The sequence below is a fragment of the Paraburkholderia sp. genome (assembly GCF_050742655.1).
Taxonomy (GTDB): Bacteria; Pseudomonadota; Gammaproteobacteria; order Burkholderiales; family Burkholderiaceae; genus Paraburkholderia.
The window spans coordinates 40,143-59,869 of sequence record NZ_JBOIGG010000001.1; the positions used below are offsets into that span (position 1 = coordinate 40,143).

The 19,727-nt window shown below is 65.0% G+C and carries 17 protein-coding genes, 1 tRNA gene and 2 pseudogenes; 7 read left to right on the plus strand and 13 right to left on the minus strand.

The window, feature by feature from the left end:
• Positions 1–447: 447 nt before the first annotated feature.
• The 5 genes from ACREXZ_RS00150 to ACREXZ_RS00170 all read right to left on the minus strand — a co-directional run bounded on the left by ACREXZ_RS00150 (position 448) and on the right by ACREXZ_RS00170 (position 3,010).
• Positions 448–523 (minus strand) — tRNA-Ala (locus tag ACREXZ_RS00150).
• 90 nt (positions 524–613) lie between these two features.
• Positions 614–961, minus strand: coding sequence for a c-type cytochrome (locus tag ACREXZ_RS00155; protein WP_431762000.1), 348 nt, complete (start codon positions 959–961; stop codon positions 614–616).
• Positions 958–1,758, minus strand: coding sequence for a BON domain-containing protein (locus ACREXZ_RS00160; protein WP_431762001.1), 801 nt, complete (start codon positions 1,756–1,758; stop codon positions 958–960). The genes ACREXZ_RS00155 and ACREXZ_RS00160 overlap by 4 nt, the downstream gene beginning before the upstream one ends.
• A gap of 31 nt (positions 1,759–1,789) precedes the next feature.
• Positions 1,790–2,377: an SIS domain-containing protein gene (locus tag ACREXZ_RS00165; protein WP_431762002.1), complete on the minus strand. Its 588-nt coding sequence runs from the start codon at positions 2,375–2,377 to the stop codon at positions 1,790–1,792.
• A 189-nt stretch (positions 2,378–2,566) separates the two neighbouring features.
• A complete protein-coding gene (locus tag ACREXZ_RS00170) occupies positions 2,567–3,010 on the minus strand; it encodes a YraN family protein (RefSeq protein ID WP_431762453.1) in 444 nt (147 codons plus the stop codon).
• A gap of 37 nt (positions 3,011–3,047) precedes the next feature.
• Here ACREXZ_RS00170 and rsmI point away from each other — a divergent pair, with 37 nt between their 5' ends.
• Positions 3,048–3,929 carry a 16S rRNA (cytidine(1402)-2'-O)-methyltransferase gene (rsmI, locus tag ACREXZ_RS00175; protein WP_431762003.1) on the plus strand — a complete coding sequence of 294 codons (882 nt, stop codon included), beginning with the start codon at positions 3,048–3,050 and terminating at the stop codon, positions 3,927–3,929.
• Between the two features lie 68 nt (positions 3,930–3,997).
• On the opposite strand, the gene ACREXZ_RS00180 is transcribed toward rsmI, so the two are convergent.
• Positions 3,998–4,597 (minus strand): septal ring lytic transglycosylase RlpA family protein, encoded by a 600-nt coding sequence (locus ACREXZ_RS00180; RefSeq protein ID WP_431762004.1) that lies wholly within the window; start codon positions 4,595–4,597, stop codon positions 3,998–4,000.
• 617 nt (positions 4,598–5,214) lie between these two features.
• Here ACREXZ_RS00180 and ACREXZ_RS00185 point away from each other — a divergent pair.
• From ACREXZ_RS00185 to ACREXZ_RS00195, 3 genes are all read left to right on the plus strand, one after another.
• Positions 5,215–5,859 (plus strand): MBL fold metallo-hydrolase, encoded by a 645-nt coding sequence (locus ACREXZ_RS00185; protein WP_431762005.1) that lies wholly within the window; start codon positions 5,215–5,217, stop codon positions 5,857–5,859.
• On the plus strand, positions 5,856–6,512 hold the full coding sequence (locus tag ACREXZ_RS00190) for an exonuclease (protein ID WP_431762006.1): 657 nt from the start codon (positions 5,856–5,858) through the stop codon (positions 6,510–6,512). The genes ACREXZ_RS00185 and ACREXZ_RS00190 overlap by 4 nt, the downstream gene beginning before the upstream one ends.
• A gap of 88 nt (positions 6,513–6,600) precedes the next feature.
• Entirely contained in the window at positions 6,601–7,059 is a 459-nt protein-coding gene (locus ACREXZ_RS00195; RefSeq protein WP_431762007.1) for an Lrp/AsnC family transcriptional regulator, read from the plus strand.
• 21 nt (positions 7,060–7,080) lie between these two features.
• Here the strand turns inward: ACREXZ_RS00195 and ACREXZ_RS00200 are convergent, their stop codons facing one another.
• The 3 genes from ACREXZ_RS00200 to ACREXZ_RS00210 form a co-directional block, all read right to left on the minus strand.
• On the minus strand, positions 7,081–8,268 hold the full coding sequence (locus tag ACREXZ_RS00200; RefSeq protein ID WP_431762008.1) for a cation diffusion facilitator family transporter: 1,188 nt from the start codon (positions 8,266–8,268) through the stop codon (positions 7,081–7,083).
• Positions 8,269–8,502: 234 nt separating this feature from the next.
• Positions 8,503–8,802, minus strand: coding sequence for an H-NS family nucleoid-associated regulatory protein (locus ACREXZ_RS00205; protein WP_431762009.1), 300 nt, complete (start codon positions 8,800–8,802; stop codon positions 8,503–8,505).
• A gap of 389 nt (positions 8,803–9,191) precedes the next feature.
• Entirely contained in the window at positions 9,192–9,854 is a 663-nt protein-coding gene (locus ACREXZ_RS00210) for a HugZ family protein (protein ID WP_431762010.1), read from the minus strand.
• A gap of 159 nt (positions 9,855–10,013) precedes the next feature.
• Here ACREXZ_RS00210 and ACREXZ_RS00215 point away from each other — a divergent pair, with 159 nt between their 5' ends.
• Positions 10,014–11,225 carry an MFS transporter gene (locus ACREXZ_RS00215; protein ID WP_431762011.1) on the plus strand — a complete coding sequence of 404 codons (1,212 nt, stop codon included), beginning with the start codon at positions 10,014–10,016 and terminating at the stop codon, positions 11,223–11,225.
• Between the two features lie 605 nt (positions 11,226–11,830).
• Positions 11,831–13,165, plus strand: a pseudogene (locus tag ACREXZ_RS00220) (collagen-like triple helix repeat-containing protein); the annotation flags it as partial.
• Positions 13,166–13,475: 310 nt separating this feature from the next.
• Here the strand turns inward: ACREXZ_RS00220 and ACREXZ_RS00225 are convergent.
• Entirely contained in the window at positions 13,476–14,291 is an 816-nt protein-coding gene (locus tag ACREXZ_RS00225) for a hypothetical protein (RefSeq protein WP_431762478.1), read from the minus strand.
• Here ACREXZ_RS00225 and ACREXZ_RS00230 point away from each other — a divergent pair.
• Positions 14,185–15,594 (plus strand): annotated as a pseudogene (locus ACREXZ_RS00230) (collagen-like triple helix repeat-containing protein); the annotation flags it as partial. The gene ACREXZ_RS00225 and the pseudogene ACREXZ_RS00230 overlap by 107 nt on opposite strands.
• A gap of 108 nt (positions 15,595–15,702) precedes the next feature.
• Here the strand turns inward: ACREXZ_RS00230 and ACREXZ_RS00235 are convergent.
• The 3 genes from ACREXZ_RS00235 to ACREXZ_RS00245 form a co-directional block, all read right to left on the minus strand.
• Positions 15,703–16,710: a cupin-like domain-containing protein gene (locus ACREXZ_RS00235; protein WP_431762012.1), complete on the minus strand. Its 1,008-nt coding sequence runs from the start codon at positions 16,708–16,710 to the stop codon at positions 15,703–15,705.
• A gap of 151 nt (positions 16,711–16,861) precedes the next feature.
• Positions 16,862–18,007 carry a branched-chain amino acid ABC transporter substrate-binding protein gene (locus tag ACREXZ_RS00240; protein WP_431762013.1) on the minus strand — a complete coding sequence of 382 codons (1,146 nt, stop codon included), beginning with the start codon at positions 18,005–18,007 and terminating at the stop codon, positions 16,862–16,864.
• A 392-nt stretch (positions 18,008–18,399) separates the two neighbouring features.
• Positions 18,400–19,503: an NAD(P)H-dependent flavin oxidoreductase gene (locus ACREXZ_RS00245; RefSeq protein WP_431762014.1), complete on the minus strand. Its 1,104-nt coding sequence runs from the start codon at positions 19,501–19,503 to the stop codon at positions 18,400–18,402.
• Positions 19,504–19,727: the final 224 nt, after the last annotated feature.

Below are 19,727 nucleotides of genomic sequence, written 5' to 3' on the forward strand. Positions count from 1 at the left end.
GTTTTCTTCTACTTCCACGAGGCGGAGCCGTCACCTGGCTGGCAGACAGCGCATTCCGGCTTGAGCTCATTCGAATTGTCACCGGAAACCGATGCCTCGGCCTTGGCTATAAGTTTGAGACGTTTCCTCTTGGGCTGACGAACACTCCGCATCCACTAACGGTTGATGCGGGTCCACAGCACGCACTCGCGGAAGCACAAACCGGATACTCGCGATTACGGAGTGGCCCATCCGATTTGCGATCGTTGACACGTCAATCCCAACGGTACACGGTCACGCCGATTGCTCACCGTTCAATGTTCCTGAGCGAATGTCTGTTGCACTTTGGAAGCGGCTGTTTGAAAGACGTAGTGAGTCGATGGCACATGCTTCCGGCACTCGAAACGACAAAGCCGGCGCAAGGCCGGCTTTGTCGTGGGAAGCATAAATATACAACCAAGTTTTCTATGGTGGAGCGGAGGAGGATCGAACTCCCGACCTTCGCATTGCGAACGCGACGCTCTCCCAGCTGAGCTACCGCCCCAACGAAGCTGCGATTCTAGCACAGGGCATTTCCATTTTGCCAAGCGCCAGAGGCCCCGGAGCCACCCGCAGCGAAACGCAAATCAGCCGATCACTTCCCCGGCGCCCCCGCCAGCACCCACCCGACGACAACCCGAATATCCGCCTCACTCATCGAAGGATGAGAGGGCATCGGAATCACACCCCAAACACCCGACCCACCGTCCCTGACCTTGCGTTCGAGCTTGCCCTGAGCCTGCGCATCGCCTCGATATTTCGCAGCGATCTGCTCAAACGAAGGCCCAACGAGCTTCCGATCCACCGCATGACACCCCATGCAGGCATTGCGGCTCGCGACAAGCTGCCCGGCCGGCACATCGGCCGCGCGAGCAACCGAAGAGCCGACCAGCAACGCGGCACTCAACACAAAAACCACCCGCCTCAAAACCACCACGCTCATTGCTGCGGCGCTGCCGGATTCCCCGGATGCACAGCCCCAGAATTCGTCACCGGCGCCGGGTTCTGCTGATCAAGCGGACGCGCGCTCACCGATGAATCCGGTATCGCGCTCGCCGTCGGTTCGCTCACCGCCGGCGCCGAAGCTGCCGAAGGCGCAGCAACCGTCGATGCAGCCGCCGCAGCAGCAGCCGCTTCCGGCGACTGGATGTACTGGAACACCTTCACGACCTGCACGACGCCCGGCACGCGGCTCGCCGCATCGGCTCCGCGATTGCCTTCGTCGACAGTCACGAGCCCCAGCAGATAAACGATGCCGCGCTCGCACACCACCTTGAAGTTGTTCGCGGAAAGGTTCTTCTCGCCGATCAGCGCGGTCTTCACGCGGCCTTCGAGGTACGTGTCGTTGGTCCGCGACGAGAACGAACTGGCCGGCTGCACCGCGAGTTCGTTGGCGATCGAGTTGACGTTGTTCAGTCCGCGGATCAGCGTCTCGGCCTTCTGCTTCGATGCGTCGTCCGGTACTTCGCCGGTGATCAGCACGCGCCGGTTGAACACGGCGACGTTGGTGTGCGCCGCGTCGGGCAGGTTGTTGCTGAGCTGCGCCAGCGCCTTCACCTGGATCTCGCGGTCTTCGGTCTGCGCGCCCAGCGTGCGCCGGTCGGTCGCCAGCAGCGCGCCGCCACCCGCCGCGCCGGCCACGGCCAGCACACAGCCCTGCAACGTCGCGGCCAGTCCGGCCGCGAGGCCCACCACGAGCGTGGTACGTACAAGCGTTCTTCTGACGCGGTATGCGCTCATCAACTAACTCTCCTTCTGGATCAGTTCCGGGTCAATCTTCGCCGAGCAACATGGCATCGATGCCGTCGCACAGGCAGTGAATGGTCAGCAAATGGACTTCCTGGATGCGTGCGGCACGCGCCGCCGGTACGCAGATGTGGATGTCGGTATCGGTCAGCGCTTCGCCGATCGAACCGCCGTCGCCGGCAGTCAGCGCGACGACGGTCATCTCGCGCTCGTGCGCATCGTCGATCGCGGCGCGCACGTTCGCGGCGTCGCCCGCTGCGGCAATCGCGAGCAGCACGTCGCCCGGCTGGCCCAACGCGCGGACCTGCCTCGCGAAGATATGTTCGAACGCTTCGGCATCGGCGATCGCGGTTAGCACGGTGGCATCGGCGGAGAGCGCAATGGCCGGCAACGCCGGCCGTTCGCGCTCGAATCCACCGACGAGCAGCGCGGCAAAGTGCTGCGCGCCAGCAGCGGACGCGCCGTTGCCGCACGCGAGAATGCGGTTGCCGTTGGCAAGCGCGGCGAACATCGTGTCGATGGCCGCGGCGATCGGCATCGACAGCGCTTCCAGGGCTTCGAGTTGCACGGCCGCGCTGTCGCGGAAGTGCTGTTGAATGCGTTCGACTGACATCGACTCTCTATCGTCTACTGCGTGAGCGGCCGCCTCGCGCGCGGCCCGTATCTCGAGGACAGGGAGGCGGCGTTCGGCGCTGTGCCGACGTTGTGCCCGCGTTGTGCCGACCCTATGCGACACGCGATGCGATGCGTCGGCCCCTGTGCGTCCGCAAGTTTAGCGTACTCGCGCGCAGTATCCGGAGGTTTAGCGGTCGTCGGCGCGAAATGCGTCGCGCAGCCACACGAGTCGGCCGGCTTCGAACGCGACGACGTCGAACCGGCAGGCCGGCGTGGGCTCGCCGCGACCGGCGATACCGCGGGCAAGAACATGCTCCGCCGCACGCAGCAGCCGTTGTCGCTTGTGCCAGCCGATGCTCGCAGCCGCGCCGCCGTAGCCGCGTCGCGTACGCGCGCGCACTTCGACGAACACGAGTGTGCCGTCGCGGTCGCGCATCACGAGGTCGATCTCGCCGCCGCGGCACGTCACGTTGCGCGCGACGAAGCGCAGTCGCTGCTGCTGAAGAAACACGAGCGCTCGCGCTTCGAATGCGGCGCCGATGGTCCGCGTCGCGCGCTGGTCGAGTGGACGGCCAGCGGCCGCGTGTTGTGGCGACGTTACGTCCGGAGCGCTCGTGCCCGCGTGGCACAATGTCGGCCTTGCTTTATCTGTCTGCGTGTTCCGTCCCATGACTCCTCTTTCCGAACTCGCGCAAGGCCAGCACTACCCCACCTCCGCGCTCTACGTCGTGGCGACGCCAATCGGCAACGTGGCCGACATCACGCTGCGCGCGCTGCACGTGCTCGGACTCGCGGACCGCATCGCCGCGGAGGACACGCGCAACACCGGCCAACTGCTCGCGCGCTACGGCATCTCGAAGCCGCTCGTCGCCGTGCATCAACACAACGAGCGCGCCGCCGCGCAGCGCATCGTCGAGTATCTGCAGGCCGGCGAGCGCGTCGCTTATGTGTCCGACGCAGGCACGCCCGGCATCTCCGATCCTGGCGCGAAGCTCGTTGAAGCGGTGCGCGAGGCGGGTCTGCCGGTCGTGCCGCTGCCCGGCGCGAGCGCGCTCGTCACCGCGCTCAGTGCGGCCGGCGACTGGGCCGAGCAGTTTTCGTTTCTCGGCTTTCTGCCGTCGAAGGCGAAGCAGCGCGCGACGGTACTTCAGCCGCTTGCCGCACATCCGTACGCGATGGTGTTCTACGAGGCGCCGCACCGGATCGTCGAAACCGTCGCTGCGCTCGCCGAAGCATTCGGCGGCGCGCGGCGTCTTCTGATCGCCCGCGAACTGACGAAATTACACGAGGCGCTGCACTGCTGCACCCTGGCCGAAGGGCCAACGTGGCTCGCCGAAGATCCGAACCGGCAGCGCGGCGAATTCGTCGTGATCGTCGAGGGCAAAGGGGCGCAGGTCGCGGACGATGAGCACAGTCACGACGCGCTGCTTGGGGTGTTGCTGGAGGAACTGTCGGTGAGCAGCGCTGTGCGGGTGGCGGCATCGATCACCGGCGCGTCGCGCAACACGCTGTATGCGCGCGCGCTCGCACTGGCACCCGGAAAAGACTGAAGGGCCGCGAACGCGGCCCTTCAGAGGGAATCAACCAGCAAACTGCGCGGGACGGAACCCGCCTCGGCCTACTTGTCGGAGTTGGCCGCGAGCGTCTCGTCGCGCGCGGCCCGTACTTCTTCCCGGCTCAGACCTTCGATCTTCACGCGCGCCGTGCCGGCGTGCTGCAGGTCGAGTTCGCGGGCGGCCGCGAGGGACAGGTCGATCACGCGACCACGCGCATACGGCCCGCGATCGTTGATTCGCACGACCACCGAGCGCGACGTCGCCGGAATGGTCACGCGCACGTACGACCCCATCGGCAGCGTGCGGTGCGCGGCGGTCAGCGCGTGCATGTCGTAGCGCTCGCCGTTCGCGGTGCGACGGCCGTGGAAGCGCGGGCCGTACCACGACGCGCGACCCGTCTGCCGGAAGTTGGCCACGTTGGGGCCGTCGGTCAGCGGTTCTGCGTCGGACAGGGACTTGTCAGATTTGTCGTTAGCCTGGGCGTCGGGCGCCGGCATCGCGAACGCGCTGCCGTAAGCAACCGGCGCGGCCGTCGACCGCGCGCTCTTCGTGCCGAGCGGCGGGTTGGCAGCCTGATCGGCGGGGCCTGGCGGCATCGCGCAGCCGGATAGCACCAAAAAGGCAAAGAAACTCCCGATACGTCGGGACAACCGAGTTTTCATAAGACGTGCATCACATTGTCGAGCCGCATCACGCGATAGCTGCGTGTTGCATGCGACTCCGGCGGCAAGGCGAAACCGACGGCTGCGCCATGCGCAGAGCGTCGAATCCCGGATGCGGCTCATTCAGCCGCTACCGCACGGTTAGTTTTCACGTCTGGCGCAACCTGTCCCCGGCAGCCTGACCAGACCCCACATGCCGCCATCGAACGTGGCAAACACATTCTTGGGCACCGGAACATCAGTGCCTAGGAACGGCGGCGTAGGCCCCATCCAGCTTCACGGCAGCGAGGCCGTAGCAGGCGGGCGGCGCCTGGCTGGACGAGACGTGTGCATCGAACGTATCGATGCAGAGTTTGCCGTCGACAACGACGGCACTTGCTTGATGGCGCCCGCCGCATCCTTTCGGACCGGTGGCGAACGCCTGGTGATAGCGCGGCTTCCGCGCACAATGGTCGCCATTATACCCAAAACACATTCCCCGGCTCCCAAACGCCTGATCCGGTTGATGAATTCTCGCTATTGCTGAAAAAATGAGTATTGGCCGTCGACCTTTCGGCCAACCGGCGGACGCGCCAGGCGGCCGGTACAATCGCAGTTTTTGAAGCCGCGCCCGCCCCATGAAAGTCACCTTGATCCCGGTCACTCCGTTCCAGCAGAACTGCTCGTTGCTCGTGTGCGAGGCGACCGGCCGCGCGGCTGTCGTCGATCCGGGCGGCGATCTCGACCGCATCCGCGATGAGGTCGACAGGCAATCGGTCGAGGTCGAGAAGGTGCTGCTGACGCACGGCCACATCGATCACTGCGCGGGCGCGAAAACGCTGGCTGCACACTACGGCGTGCCGATCGAAGGTCCGCATCCGGACGAGCGCTTCTGGCTCGACCAGTTGCCGGCCCAGAGCGTGCGCTTCGGCTTTCCCGCCGCGCAGGCGTTCGCACCAGACCGCTGGCTGGACGACGGCGACACCGCGCAGTTCGGCGACACGCGGCTCGAGGTGTATCACTGCCCCGGCCACACGCCCGGACACATCGTGTTCTTCAGCCGCGAGCATCGGCTGGCACTGGTCGGCGACGTGCTGTTCGCCGGCTCGATCGGGCGCACCGACTTCCCGCGCGGCAATCATGACGACCTGATCCGCTCGATCCGCGAAAAACTCTGGCCACTCGGCGACGACGTGACGTTCGTCCCCGGCCACGGCCCGACGTCGACGTTCGGTGCCGAGCGCCGCAGCAATCCGTATGTCGCGGACGGAGTCGGCGCATGAGCACCGAGATCTATGTCAGCACCGACGTCGAAGCGGACGGCCCGATTCCTGGTCCGCATTCGATGCTGAGTTTCGCGTCGGCCGCGTATACGGAAGACAAACGCCTCGTCGCGACGTTTTCGGCGAATCTCGAACTGCTCGAAGGCGCGGCGCCGCATCCAGTCCAGGCCGCGTGGTGGAAGACCCAACCTGAAGCGTGGGCTGCGTGCCGGCTCGGTCTGCAGCAGCCCGAGGCTGCGATGATCGCCTACGTCGATTGGGTCGAGGCACTGCCGGGCAAGCCGGTGTTCGTCGCGATGCCGGCGGGTTTCGATTTCACGTTCATGTTCTGGTACATGATGCGTTTCGCCGGACGTTGCCCGTTCTCGTGGTCCGCGCTCGACATCAAGACGCTCGCCTTCGCGATGACCGGGCTGCCGTATCGCAAGTGCATCAAGCCGCGCTTCCCGAAGCACTGGTTCGACGATCACCCGCATACCCACGTCGCGCTCGACGATGCGATCGAGCAGGGCGCGCTCTTCTGCAACATGCTCGCTGACCTGCGCGCGTCGCAGGCCGCGGACGCCGCCGCCGCTAGCGAGGCCGGGCCCGACACAATTGACACTGATGGGGACGGCTCAGCACAAAAAGCCGCTCGTAAGGGAGCAAATTAGGGAATCTCCCTCGTAAGGGGCGGTATACATTGCGTTTCGTTTTTGCCGCCTCTACCATTAGGGATACGGCGACGCAACGGAGGCGCAGTTGACACTCGATACGTTCTCTCAAAAGATCCTGCGTCTTCTGCAGCTGGACGCGCGCCGTTCGGTCCAGGAAATCTCCGACCAGGTCGGGCTGTCGAGCACGCCGTGCTGGCGGCGGATCAAGGACATGGAGCAGTCCGGCGTGATCCAGCGCTATACGGCGCTGCTCGATCGCGAGAAGCTCGGCCTGCACGTGTGCGCGCTCGCGCACATCCATTTGACGCGGCACACCGAGGGCGGCGTCGAGCAGTTCGAACGCGAAATCGCCACCTGCCCGCAAGTGACTGAGTGCTACAGCACGACCGGCGAATCCGACTACATCCTGAAAATCGTCGCGCCGGACATCAAGGCGTACGACACGTTCCTGCACGAACGCATCTTCAAGATTCCGGCCGTTGCGCAGGTCCGCACGAGCGTCGTGCTGCGCGAGATCAAGTTCGATACGCAGCTGCCGCTGTAGAGACCACAGATGCCGCGAGGCTCAGGCGATGTCGCGCTTCGCGCGGGCTGGTGCCTCTTGCGGCACCGCGCGCAGCACGTCCAGACGGCGCGCGCCGAGCCGACGCTGCAAGCCCGCAAGATCGACACGAGCAAGCCACGCATCGCCTGGCGCTTCTTCTCCCGCGGTCGGTCGCAAGGTCAGTTCGACATCGAGGCCGGTACTTAGATAGTGAAGATTGACGTCGTCGGCGACGATGCCCCGGCCGGCGAGCGCCGTCTCGACTTCAGCGATCACCGCCTCGCGCGACGGCAACCCGACGGGCGGTCGCGTAAGCGCATCGTTCTCCGGGTCGACGTGGATCAGTGCGTCGAGTACGCGCGGATCGACGAGCAGCCGGGCCCGCGCGGATTCGGCGATGTAGTGCCCTTCCGAAACCGAAATCAGCGGATCGACGAGAACGTGCGCGTCGACCAGCGCGAAATCGCCCGTCTTCCGCGTCCGCAATTCGTGGACGCCGCGCACGCCGGGCGTCGCGACCAGCAACGCGCGAATATCGGCGGACGCGGTTTCGTCGAGCGCGCGGTCGGACAGATCCTGCAGCGCGTCCCAGCCGAACACCCAGCCCATCCGCGCGACCATGAATCCGACGATCGCCGCGGCAATCGGATCGAGCAGCCGCACGCCGGCCAGGCTGCCTATGATGCCGAGCGCCACGACCAGCGACGACGCCGCGTCCGAGCGCGCATGCCACGCATTGGCGATCAGCATCGCGGAACGCACCCGCTGCGCCTCGCGCAGCATGTAGCGAAACAGGCTCTCCTTCGAAACCAGCACGAGCACGGCAACGGCCAGCGCGCTCAGATGAACCGCCGGGATCGAATCGAGATCGGTGAGCCGGATGCCCGCGCGCCAGAGCATCCCGACCCCGACCGCGATCAGCAATGCGCCCAGAAACAGCGACGCGACCGTCTCGTAGCGGCTGTGACCGTAGTTGTGATCGGCGTCGGGCTCGGCGCCGCTATGGCGGTTCGCGATCAGTACGACAAAGTCCGATACGAGATCGGACAGCGAATGCACGCCGTCCGCGATGAGCGCCTGGGAGTGGGCAAAAATACCGACGACGATCTGCAGCGTGCTCAACACCGCATTGAGCACGATACTGACGAAAGTGGTCTTTCGCGCAACCCGCTGTTTCTCGCTGGATTGGGCGGCTACGGTAGAGGACATATGAACGTGGAGAGATCAGACGTCACGATTCTACCCCTCCGCGCTGTTGAAAACTCTCAATTCCCCTAGAAACTTCTTTTAAATCAGCTGGTTATAAGAACATGAAGCATTCGTATTCAGACCATCGAATCCGGGTTTCCGCGAAGCCGCCACATTCTCCAGTCGATAAAAAACCGCGCTCCTTGCGGATGACGCGGTTTTATTACTACTTTCCGGTGCAAGCACCGGAAGCGTTTATTTCTGAATCAGAAACTTTTCACGGTCCAAACCAGCGATCCAGCGTGGCGGTTTGCCGCGGCCGGACCAGGTGCTGCCGCTGTCCGGATCGCGATATTTGGGCGCAACGCCCGCGCGCGGCCGGCCAATCTTGGCGTTCTTGCCGCGACCGCCGCCGAGCTCGGCCAGCGTAATGCCATAGTCGGACATTTTCTGCTTGATCTCGTTCAGCACTTCGGCATATTCGCGTGCCTTCGCTTCTTCGATCTGCTTTTCCAGCTTCTCTCGCTGTGCGAGAAGGTCTTTGTAGGAAGACATAGTTTACCTTTATGGTTTGGATAAATGGCTACCAGTCTTAAGCAGGTTTGCCGTTTGAAGATGATCATGCCTCGGAATTTGAACGCGAGATTAACACAAAATTCAAAGCGCGCAAAAGGCCGATAACAGAAAATAATTAACGTTTGTTTCAGACGAATAGTTCAACGAGTTTTGTCGAGAAACTTTTCATTTCTCTCAAATTCAAGCCACCTGAAAAGGCGCTGCATATTTCAGATAAATGCCCGATTCACTCCCAAATCATGAAAATAAAAAGCATCTTTATAGCCAAACTTTTCATGGCGTGAGAACTTCGAAGCGCTGGTTGCAACAAAATCGGTAATTACTTCACGTCCGACGAAATAATCAACGCGTCGGGACAATGTCAGGTATCAGCGAATGTGTCGCTCGATGCAATCCTCGAGCGCGGCGTGCAGCGTTTCCTGATCCGTCTTCGGCGCATCGAACATGAATCGCGTGCGCGCGCCCTTGATCTTCAGGTCGACTCCATAACGATCGATGCCGGCGAGTTCCAGCGTCGCAGGCCGCCGCGAGTGATCGTTGAAGTGCTGGACGAGCTGCGCTTCGTCGTCGGGCGCGAGCGGCGCAAGCGGGTCGAGATCCTCGGCATCGAGCCAGCCCATCGCACCGAAGCCGCCGATATAGCGGAGCCGGTCGACCTGCATCGTCCAGAACGCGAAGTCGCCGAGCGCGAGATAGCGTTCGGCGTCCGGGTGGTAGCGCAGATAGCGTTTCACGACGGCCTGCTCCGGCTCGATCCGCTCGAATGTCCCGATCAGCGTGACGCGCGGACCGCCAAGCACGTCGCCGTCCGGCGCGTGCGCGACGAGAAAACCGGCGCGCGGGTCGGCATGCAGGTTACGCGTGTGCTCGGCGAGACCACTGACGAGGAGCATCGGCCGGTGCCGCCCGTCGGGTGCGAACGGCAGCACGGACGGATACGGAAACCCCTGCGGATCGCGACAGTGGGTAGCGAGCGTACCGACGGCGACCTGATGCAGCAGGTGCAGCGGCGCGTGAGCGGGAATCTTCAAACGTGTCCTCGTCGAGGGGTGGGCATATCGGTGGATATCGGTAGATATTAGTTCAGCCGAGCCCGGCAGAAGACCGGCCGGCCGGATAGAATCTGACGTTTACTTTCAGCGCGCTTTCGTGCGTTCGCGCGCCGACCGTCTTTCCTCGACGAGATTTCCGTGTCCGACCGTTCCTCCGATCTGGCGGCGCTGCCCGCCGCTCATCGCAACCTGCCCGTCGCCGCACGCAACCGCGCACGCACCGCGACGATGGCGCTCTTTTTCATCGCCGGGATGGTGTATGCGTCGTGGGGGGTTCACGTCCCGACCGTGCGCGACCGCTTCCATCTGAACCCGGCATTGCTGTCGGTCGCTTTGCTCGCGGTGGCCGTCGGGTCGATCACCGCGATGGCGACGAACGCGTCGTGGATCGCCCGCGTCGGCAGCCGCCGCGCGTGCCTGACCGGCGGCCTGGTCATGTCCGTCTGCGGCGCGCTGATTCTGGTCGTGCCGTCGTACTGGTTGTTGCTCATCGTGCTCATGATCTTCGGCGCCGGCATGGCGACGCTCGACGTCGCGATGAACGCCGAGGCCAGCGCCGTCGAGATCGCGCTGGGGCGCCCGATCATGTCGTCGCTGCACGGGATGTTCAGTGTCGGCGGGATGGCGGGGGCGGCGATCGGCGGCGCGCTGCTCGCGCGCGGGATGGCGCCTGCCGTTCATCTGGCGCTGGCGTCCGCGATCAGCGCGCTGGTGCTGCTCGCAGCGTGTCCGTCGGTACTGCCGCACGTGCCGCACGCCGAGCATCCGGACGCGCACGCCCCGCGAGCGAACCGCTGGCGCTCCCCGGCGCTGTGGGCGCTGGGCATCTTCGCGCTGATCGCGCTGATCGCCGAAGGCGCGATGTACGACTGGGCGACCGTCTACATGCGCGACGTGGTGCTGGCGACGCCGGCGGTCGCGAGCGCGGCCTACGCGGCGTTTTCGGGCGGCATGGCGGCTGCGCGCTTCGCCGGCGACGCGGTACGCGCGCGATTCGGCGCGCCGCAGCTGATCATGGCGAGCGCATCGCTCGCGTGCGTGGGGATGATCGCCGCGCTGCTGCTGCCGAATCCCGTGATCGCGATGGCCGGCTTCACGTTGATGGGCATCGGCCTCGCGAACATGATGCCGGTGCTGTTCGCGGCTGCCGCGCGCGTCGAGGGCATCCACGCCGCCGAAGGGCTTGCACACGTCGCCGGGCTAGCTTATTTCGGCATGCTGCTCGGGCCGGTGATCATCGGCGGCGTCGCGCAGGCGACGAATCTGACGATCGGGCTGTCCGTCGTCGCGCTGTGCGCCGCCTTGCTCGCGGTGACGGGTCCGAGGATGCTGCGGCGTCTGAAGATCTGAGCTTGATTTGAACCTGGGCGGCCCCGACGGGCCAGCTTTTAGCCGGTTCGATTTCGGTAAAGCGAACACGGCTCGCTGGGCCGAGGCAAACACGTTGCGTTACGTTACGTGGCTCGCGCGCGGCGTGCTGTTCCTCGACACATCGCGGCCGCGCAGCCTGGGGCGCATCTCACGCGATCTCGCTTCGCCTTGCTGGACGGGGCTCTCCGGCCGGATGAGACGGAGCAAAAAATTGGCATAAGGTTTGCAGAGGACTTCCCACCAGTTTCTTACGGGGAGTTGCAAACATGAAACGCCAATTTAAAATGACAGCGATCGCAATGTGCATATCGTCACTGATCGCTTTGACGGGTTGTGGATCGACGGTCAACCGGCCATCGAGTGGCTTGGGCAGCGGTTCGGGTAGCGGTTCGGGCTCGGGCTCGGGAGGCGGCGGTACGCCGACACCGACACCGACACCGACGCCTACTCCGACGCCTACTCCGACGCCCACTCCGACGCCGACTCCGACACCGACACCGACGCCCACCCCGACTCCGACTCCGACGCCGACGCCGACTCCGACGCCGACGCCGACTCCGACTCCGACTCCGACTCCGACTCCGACTCCGACTCCGACTCCGACGCCCACCCCGACGCCCACCCCGACGCCGACGCCGACACCCACACCAACGCCCACACCAACGCCAACGAGCGCCAATCCCATCGGCGTCGTCGTGCAGAACGGCGGCAACGTCGTCACCGCGACCGGACAGACCGTCTCGGCGATCGGCAGCCAGATCGGCACGACGCCGATTCCCGGTGCCAACCCGGCAACAACAGCAGCGCTCGGCAACACCGTCTCCAATCTCGGCGGTGGCGTCACGGCACTCGGTACGGGGCTGCAGAACGGCCTCGGGCAGCTCGGCAACAGCAGCGTGAAGGATCCGCTCGGCATCACGCTGGCCAGTTCCGGCAACCTGGTCTACGACGCCGGCCAGTCCGTCAATAATGTCGGGCAGCTCGTGACCAGCCTGGGCAGCAGCGGTCCCCTGGCCCCGCTGAGTCCGCTCACCGCTCCGCTCGGCGGACTCGTCTCCGGTGTGGGCAACACCGTCAGCGGTATCGGCACGCAGCTCGGTAACCAGCTTACCAACGGACCGATCCAGCAGGTCACGCAGGCGGTGAGCACGGCAATCACGCCGATCACCTCGGTCGTCTCGCAGACCACCCAGACCGTCGGCGACGCCACCGGTCTCGGTGCACCGCTCAACGGCCTGCTCTCGACGATCGGACACGGGCTCGATTCCGCGGGCAGCAAGATCAGCGGCGCGACCAGCAACCCGATCGGACAGAACCTGGGCAACGTGGTCACCAAGCTCGGCGACACCGTCACCTCGGCCGGCGGTCTGCTCACCGCTGGCGGCTCCAGCAGCAGCAACCCGCTCGGCGGGATACTCGGCGGACTCACCGGCGGCCTGGGCGGCTCCGGCTCCTCCAGTAATCCGCTCGCGCCGATCACCGGCCTGCTGACGTCGTTGCCCGGTGCGCTCACCGGTGGCCTCGGCGGTTCAGGTTCCGGCTCTTCCAGCAATCCGCTCGCCCCCGTCACGGGGCTCGTCACCGGCTTGCTCGGTTCGGTGACGGGTGCCCTGGGCGGTGTGACCGGCGGCAGTGGATCGGGGGGTAGCGCGGGCAATCCGCTCGCGCCTGTCACGGGTCTGCTTGGCACGGTGACCGGCGCGCTCGGCGGAGCGACTGGCGGTACCGGCGGTACCGGCGGTACGACGGGTGGCAGCAGCGGATCGGGTGCGGCCGGTGGCCTCTCCAGTCTGCTTGCACCGGTCACCGGGCTCGTCAACTCGCTGACCGGCGGATTGACCGGCGCCGCGGGCTCGAGCACCGGGTCCGGCGGTCTGCTCGGCGGCCTCGGCTCGCTCACTACACAACCGAAAAAATAAGCGGCAGCGCGAAAGCGCCAGGGAGCAAAACGGCGGTCCGGAAATTCCGGTCCGCCGTTTTTTATTGGGCGTCAGCCTAAGCGCTTCGTCGGTCATGCGCGTCACGATCATCGGATGCGCGCTGGGCTTCGCGCGCGACGCGTTACGTTACGCGGCACGCGCGCGAGGGGCCTGTTCCTCGACACACCGACGGCAACACGAACGCTCGACGCAACGCACCTGCTTCTCTCCCTTGAAGCGACAGGCCTCGCGCGATTGCTTCGGTTCCCGAATGAATTGGCATGAGGCTTGCAGTTTCCTCGTCATCGGTCTATTTCCGAGGGGAAACTAGCATGAACCACCAATTCAAAAAAACGACGATTGCGATGTGCATTTCATCGCTGATCGCACTGACAGGCTGCGGGACAACTGTTAACGGGCCCAAGCCAACGATCCCGAGCGGCAGTGGCAGCGGCTCCGGCGGCGGCATAGGCGCAGGTGGTGGCTCGGGAACGGGAGGTGGAGGTGGCGGCGGGACGCCTACTCCGACTCCGACACCGACGCCTACTCCGACGCCTACTCCGACGCCTACTCCGACGCCTACGCCGACTCCGACTCCGACTCCGACTCCGACGCCGACGCCGACGCCGACGCCGACTCCGACTCCGACTCCGACTCCGACGCCGACGCCGACGCCGACGCCCACCCCGACGCCTACTCCGACGCCGACGCCGACACCGACACCGACGCCTACTCCCACCCCGACGCCTACTCCGACTCCGACGCCGACACCGACGCCCACTCCGACGCCCACGCCGACTCCGACGCCGACGCCTACTCCGACGCCGACGCCCACCCCGACGCCTACTCCGACGCCTACTCCGACGCCGACGCCGACGCCCACCCCGACGCCTACTCCGACGCCGACGCCGACGCCGACACCGACACCGACGCCTACTCCCACCCCGACGCCTACTCCGACGCCGACACCGACGCCCACTCCGACGCCGACGCCGACGCCCACGCCGACTCCGACTCCGACGCCGACGCCTACTCCGACGCCGACGCCCACCCCGACGCCGACGCCCACCCCGACGCCGACGCCGACACCCACTCCGACGCCAACGCCCACCAGCGCCAACCCCATCGGCGTCGTCGTGCAAAACGGCGGCAACGTCGTCACCGCGACCGGACAGACCGTCTCGGCGATCGGCAGTCAGATTGGCATGACGGCAATCCCTGGCGCCAACCCGGCAACAACGGCGGCGCTCGGCAACACCGTCTCCAATCTCGGCGGTGGTGTCACGGCACTCGGTACGGGGCTGCAAAACGGCCTCGGTCAGCTTGGCAACAGCAACGTGAAGGATCCGCTCGGCATCACGCTGGCCAGTTCCGGCAACCTGGTCTATGACGCAGGCCAGTCCGTCAATAATGTCGGCCAGCTCGTGACCAGCCTGGGCAGCGGTCCTCTTGCGCCGCTGAGTCCGCTCACCGGTCCGCTCGGTGGACTCGTCTCCGGTGTGGGCAACACCGTCAGCGGCATCGGCACGCAGCTCGGTAACCAGCTCACCAACGGGCCGATCCAGCAGGTCACGCAAACCGTCAGCACGGTGATCACGCCGATCACGTCGACGGTCTCGCAGACCACTCAAGCCATCGGCGACACCACGGGTCTCGGCAAACCGCTCGATGGCCTGCTCTCGACGATCGGACACGGGCTCGACGCCGCCGGCGCCCAGATCAGCGGCGCGACCAGCAACCCGATCGGACAGAACCTGGGCAACGTGGTCACCAAGCTCGGCGACACCGTCACCTCGGCCGGCGGTCTGCTCACCTCGGGCGGGACCAGCTCGGGCAATCCGCTCGCGCCGCTCACCGGACTGCTCACGTCGCTGCCCGGTACACTCACCGGCGCGCTTGGAGGACTCGGTGGGCTCGGCGGACTCGGCGGTGGTCTGGGCGGTGGCACCGGTTCAGGCTCAGGTGGTCCGCTTGCTCCGGTCACCGGACTGCTCACCACGGTCACCGGGACACTCACCGGTGCGCTGGGCGGCAGTACTGGACCGCTCGCGCCCGTCACCGGGCTGCTCACGAACGTCACCGGAACGCTGACTGGCGCGCTCAACGGCCTTGGCGCAAGCACTGGCGGCAGCGGTGGAACGGGCTCGAGCAATCCGCTCGCACCGATCACCGGCCTGCTTGGTACGGTGACGGGTGCGCTCGGCGCGGCGGGTGGCACGACCGGCAGTTCAGGCGGCACGACGGGTACGGGCGGTACCGGAAGCAGCGGCGGATCGGGTGCGGCCGGCGGCCTTGCCAACCTGCTCGCGCCAGTCACCGGGCTCGTCACGTCGCTGACCGGTGGATTGACCGGCGCCGCGGGCTCGAGCACCGGGTCGGGCGGTCTGCTCGGCGGTCTTGGTTCGCTCACTGCACAACCGAAAAAATAAACGGCCGCGCGAAAGCGCCAGGGAGCAAAACGGCGGTCCGGAAATTCCGGTCCGCCGTTTTTTTATCGAGCGCCGGACAAGAACATGCCGGCGCGTGGGACGCTCAATTCAGAGCTCGTGATACGTGTCGTAGGTCTTGCCGAAATCGTTGGGCTCGAGGAAGTTCGTGAACGTCATCGTGACGGACGCGTCGAGTCCCTCGACGTAATGCCACCAGCCGATCGGCAGAAACAGCAGCTCGCCGGGCGCGAGCGTGCACTCGATCACCTGTGCGTTGCGCAGCGCCGGAAAGCGATCGACGTCGGGTGCACTGCCGTCGACCTGCGAATAGCAATGCAGGTCGTTGTACATGTGCGGTGTGTCGTGGAACGGCACGAGCCGGATCAGCTTGCGGCCGATCACCTGCGCCATGAAGTTGTTGGTCAGGTCGTGATGAAACGGTGTCTTCGTGCCTGCCGGTCCGAACCAGAAAAAGCCGGTGTCCGGCGACTCCCCATCGAGGTATGCGCGGATCGGCTCGACGTCGGACCACAGCGCCTTGAGCGCCTCCCGGTTGTGCGACGAGTTGTTCGCGGTCATGTAGAAATCGTTGGTCTGGCCGCTCCGCTCGATCAGATCGACGTATTCGCGAAAGCGCATCGTGCGCTTCAGCTGCGGCTGATTGACTTCGTAGTTCGCATCGGAATCGCGGCCGAACTGCACTTCGACCTCGCAGTCGCCGCAGCGCTCGCGAAAATAATCGAAGCTCCACTTCGTACGCGCCGGCCACGAATCGAACATGCCGGTGATCACGACCGGCCGGTTCTGGAAATAGTACTGTTCGAAGAATTCGTCGTGCGTGAGCCGTTCGCGGCGCTCGACCGTCCCGCCGTTCGCGCGCAGCCGGTTCAGCGTGCCGTACACCGACAGCATCCACTCGCGCTTTCGCAAACGATTGCGCAATCGCGTACTGCCCTGCAGATACGGACTCGCGAGTGCCGTCTGCACTTCGCGCGCGGCATCGTCAGCCGAAAAACCGTGCGAAACGAGCGCTCCCGCGAGCGAATCGGGCGGGATCTCGAGCATCAGGTTTTCGGCGATCCACCGACGCCACTCGTCGTCGATCGGACGTGTCATCGCAGCCTCCCAGTCAGGTTGTTGTTCTGACGATAGCGTCTCACGCCGACCGGCAAAAGAAAAGGCACGCGGGGTTCGGCCCGCGTGCCTTTTTCGTGTCCTGCGCTGTCGCGCGGCAGGTTCGCACCCGCCGCGGACAACCGTCGTCGATTTACATCTTCACGACGTCGAGCAGCGTCTTCTTGCCACCCTTGTAGTCGTACAGCGAGATCACGCCGTGCTGCAGGTCGCCGTGCGAATCAAACGTCGTTTCGCCAATCACGCCCTTGTAGTCGGTCGCCGGCATGGCAGCCAGGATCTTCGCCGGATCGGTCGAGTTGGCACGCTTCATCGCGTCGACGATGATGTACACAGCGTCATACGTGAACGGTGCGTAAATCTGGATCGGCTGACCGAAACGCTTTTGGTACTTCGCTTCGAACGCCTTGCCGCCCGCCATCTTCTCGAGCGCCATACCGGCTTCCGAGCAGACGATGTTGTCGGTTGCGTCGCCTGCGAGGTCCGCCAGCTTGTCGGTACATACGCCGTCGCCTGCCAGCACCTTCGCGCGCAGGCCGAGCTGCTTGGCCTGTTTCGCGAGCGGGCCGCCGGTGGCGTCCATGCCGCCGTACATGATCGCGTCCGGGTTTTCGCCCTTGATCTTCGTCAGAATCGCGCGGAAGTCGACAGCCTTGTCGTTCGTCGCATCGTGCGACATCACGTTCATGCCGAGCGACTTGGCGGTCTTCTCGAATTCATTCGCGAGACCCTGGCCGTAAGCCGTCGAGTCATCGACGATCGCGACGCTCTTCACTTTCATGCCCTTCGCTGCGTAGTTCGCGAGAGCCGGACCTTGCTGCGCATCGGTCGCGACGACACGGTACGTCGTCTTGAAGCCTTGTTGCGTGTAAACCGGGTTCGTTGCCGACGGCGAGATCTGCACGATACCCGCATCGCTGTAGATCTTCGAAGCCGGGATCGACGTGCCCGAGTTCAGGTGGCCGACCACGGCGACGACCTTGTCGTCGACGAGCTTCTGCGCAACCTGGGTAGCCGTACGCGGGTCAGCTGCGTCATCCTGTGCATCGAGTTGCAGCGTGATCTTCTGACCGCCGATCGTCAGCCCCTTCGCGTTGATTTCTTCCACCGCGAGGCGCGCGCCGTTTTCGTTATCCTTGCCCAGGTGGGCAATACCGCCGGTCAGCGGCGCGACGTGGCCGATCTTGACGACCTCGTCTGCTACCGCGGTCGTTGCCAACGTAGCGAACAGCATCGCCGCAGCGCTGATCGGCAACAGCTTTTGAAGCTTGGTATTCATGTAAGTCTCCAGTTTCGGTCCCAAAAACAACGTAATCGCCTGTGCCCCGCTCCACCCTGCCTCTGTCCCGTGGACGATCACGCCGGATGCATCGTTCATGCACTTGGCCAGCACGTGTGCGGAGCCTGTTTGTGACAGGTGCCCACCCGTGCTTGCGCGGAAGTGTAGGCGATCAAATTAATTCCGGGGATTTTTTTGGGAAAGTGGTGACACTACCAATAGCGTTTATCCGAGGGAGTCCACTGCGAAGTTTCACCGATGACCGGAAAGCACCGGCTCATGCGGGTTTCCGCCAGGTAGGCGGAAGCCCGAACAGGTTTTTTTCATGAAAGGCTAAAGAATTAGCAGTGCAATTCCGTTAATAGTCCGAATAGGCATTGCGGGCATTGCGTTCAATCGCCGAGCGCCACGATGCCCGCCGCTGCGGCACGCCATTCGGCATCGAGCTGCGCGACGAGCGCGGCCGCCGTCAATGCCTCGGAACGCGCGCGACCCAGCGGCGCCCCCTGGCCCGACCACAACGACAGATAGTCAGCGTTGTCCGCACGGCCCGCGGTTTGCCGCAACTCTTGGGTCAACGCGTTCTGCACCGGGTACGGCGCAACGCGATCCAGCTGCTCGGTCAGCCGGCGCATGATCGGATTGCGTATGCCGCGAGCATGGCGACCGGTGATCGCGCGCGTCACTTCGGTCGACGTGTCCGACGCCGCGCGCACGCGCGCTTTCCACGACGCCGGAATCGCGCTTTCTTCGCAGGTCAGGAACGCGGTGCCCATCTGCGCAGCCTGCGCGCCGAGCGCGAGCGCCGCGACGATGCCGCGGCCGTCCATGATGCCGCCTGCAGCCAGCACCGGCAGACCGGTCGCATCGACGAGCTGCGGCACGAGCGCCATCGTTCCGACGAGCGCGTCTTCAAACGAACCGATGAACGTGCCGCGATGCGCGCCGGCTTCGGCGCCTTGCGCGGCGATCGCATCCGCGCCCGCGTCGCGCCATGCGATGCCTTCGGCGACGTGCGTCGCGGTGCCGATCACATAGCAGCCCGCCGCATGCAATCGCGCAACATCTTCTTTCGACAGCACATTGAACGTGAAGCTCACGATCGGTACGCGCAGTTCGATCAGCATGTCGAGCTGCGCGCGAAAGTCCGGTGCGTAGCGTTCGAGCGGCTGCCCCGGCGGTAGACCGAGATCGGCGCGCAGCGGATCGATCGCGTCGAGCGCGCGACGCACGGTGGCTTCGTCCGGAGCGGCGGGATCGAGCACGAACAGGTTCACGCCGAACGGCCGCTGCGTCAGCGCGCGGATTGCCGCGACCTCGCTCGCGAGCCGCTCGGGCGCGAACGGCGCAGCGGCGAGTGTCCCGAGCGCACCCGCATTCGACACGGCGGCGACCATCGCCGGCGACGTCGGGCCGCCGGCCATCGGCGCCTGCACGACGGGGACGCGCAGATCGAACCGCTCCGCGAACGGCGACACAAAACGCTGGGCATTCATGATGGCTTCCTTCCGATCGGCGGCCGCGCACGCCGCGGCCATGCCACCGACTTTACCGGACGCGCCTCGCACCGAAAAATGAATAATCGAGATCGTTTCAATCCGCTTACGAGAACCGCCGCACTCGACATGCGATGCGAAATGGGCAACCTGTGTTGCCGCACTGCACGTGCATTCTTTTGATGGCAAACTGGCCGGCCGTTTCGTACACATTTCGTGCGCCC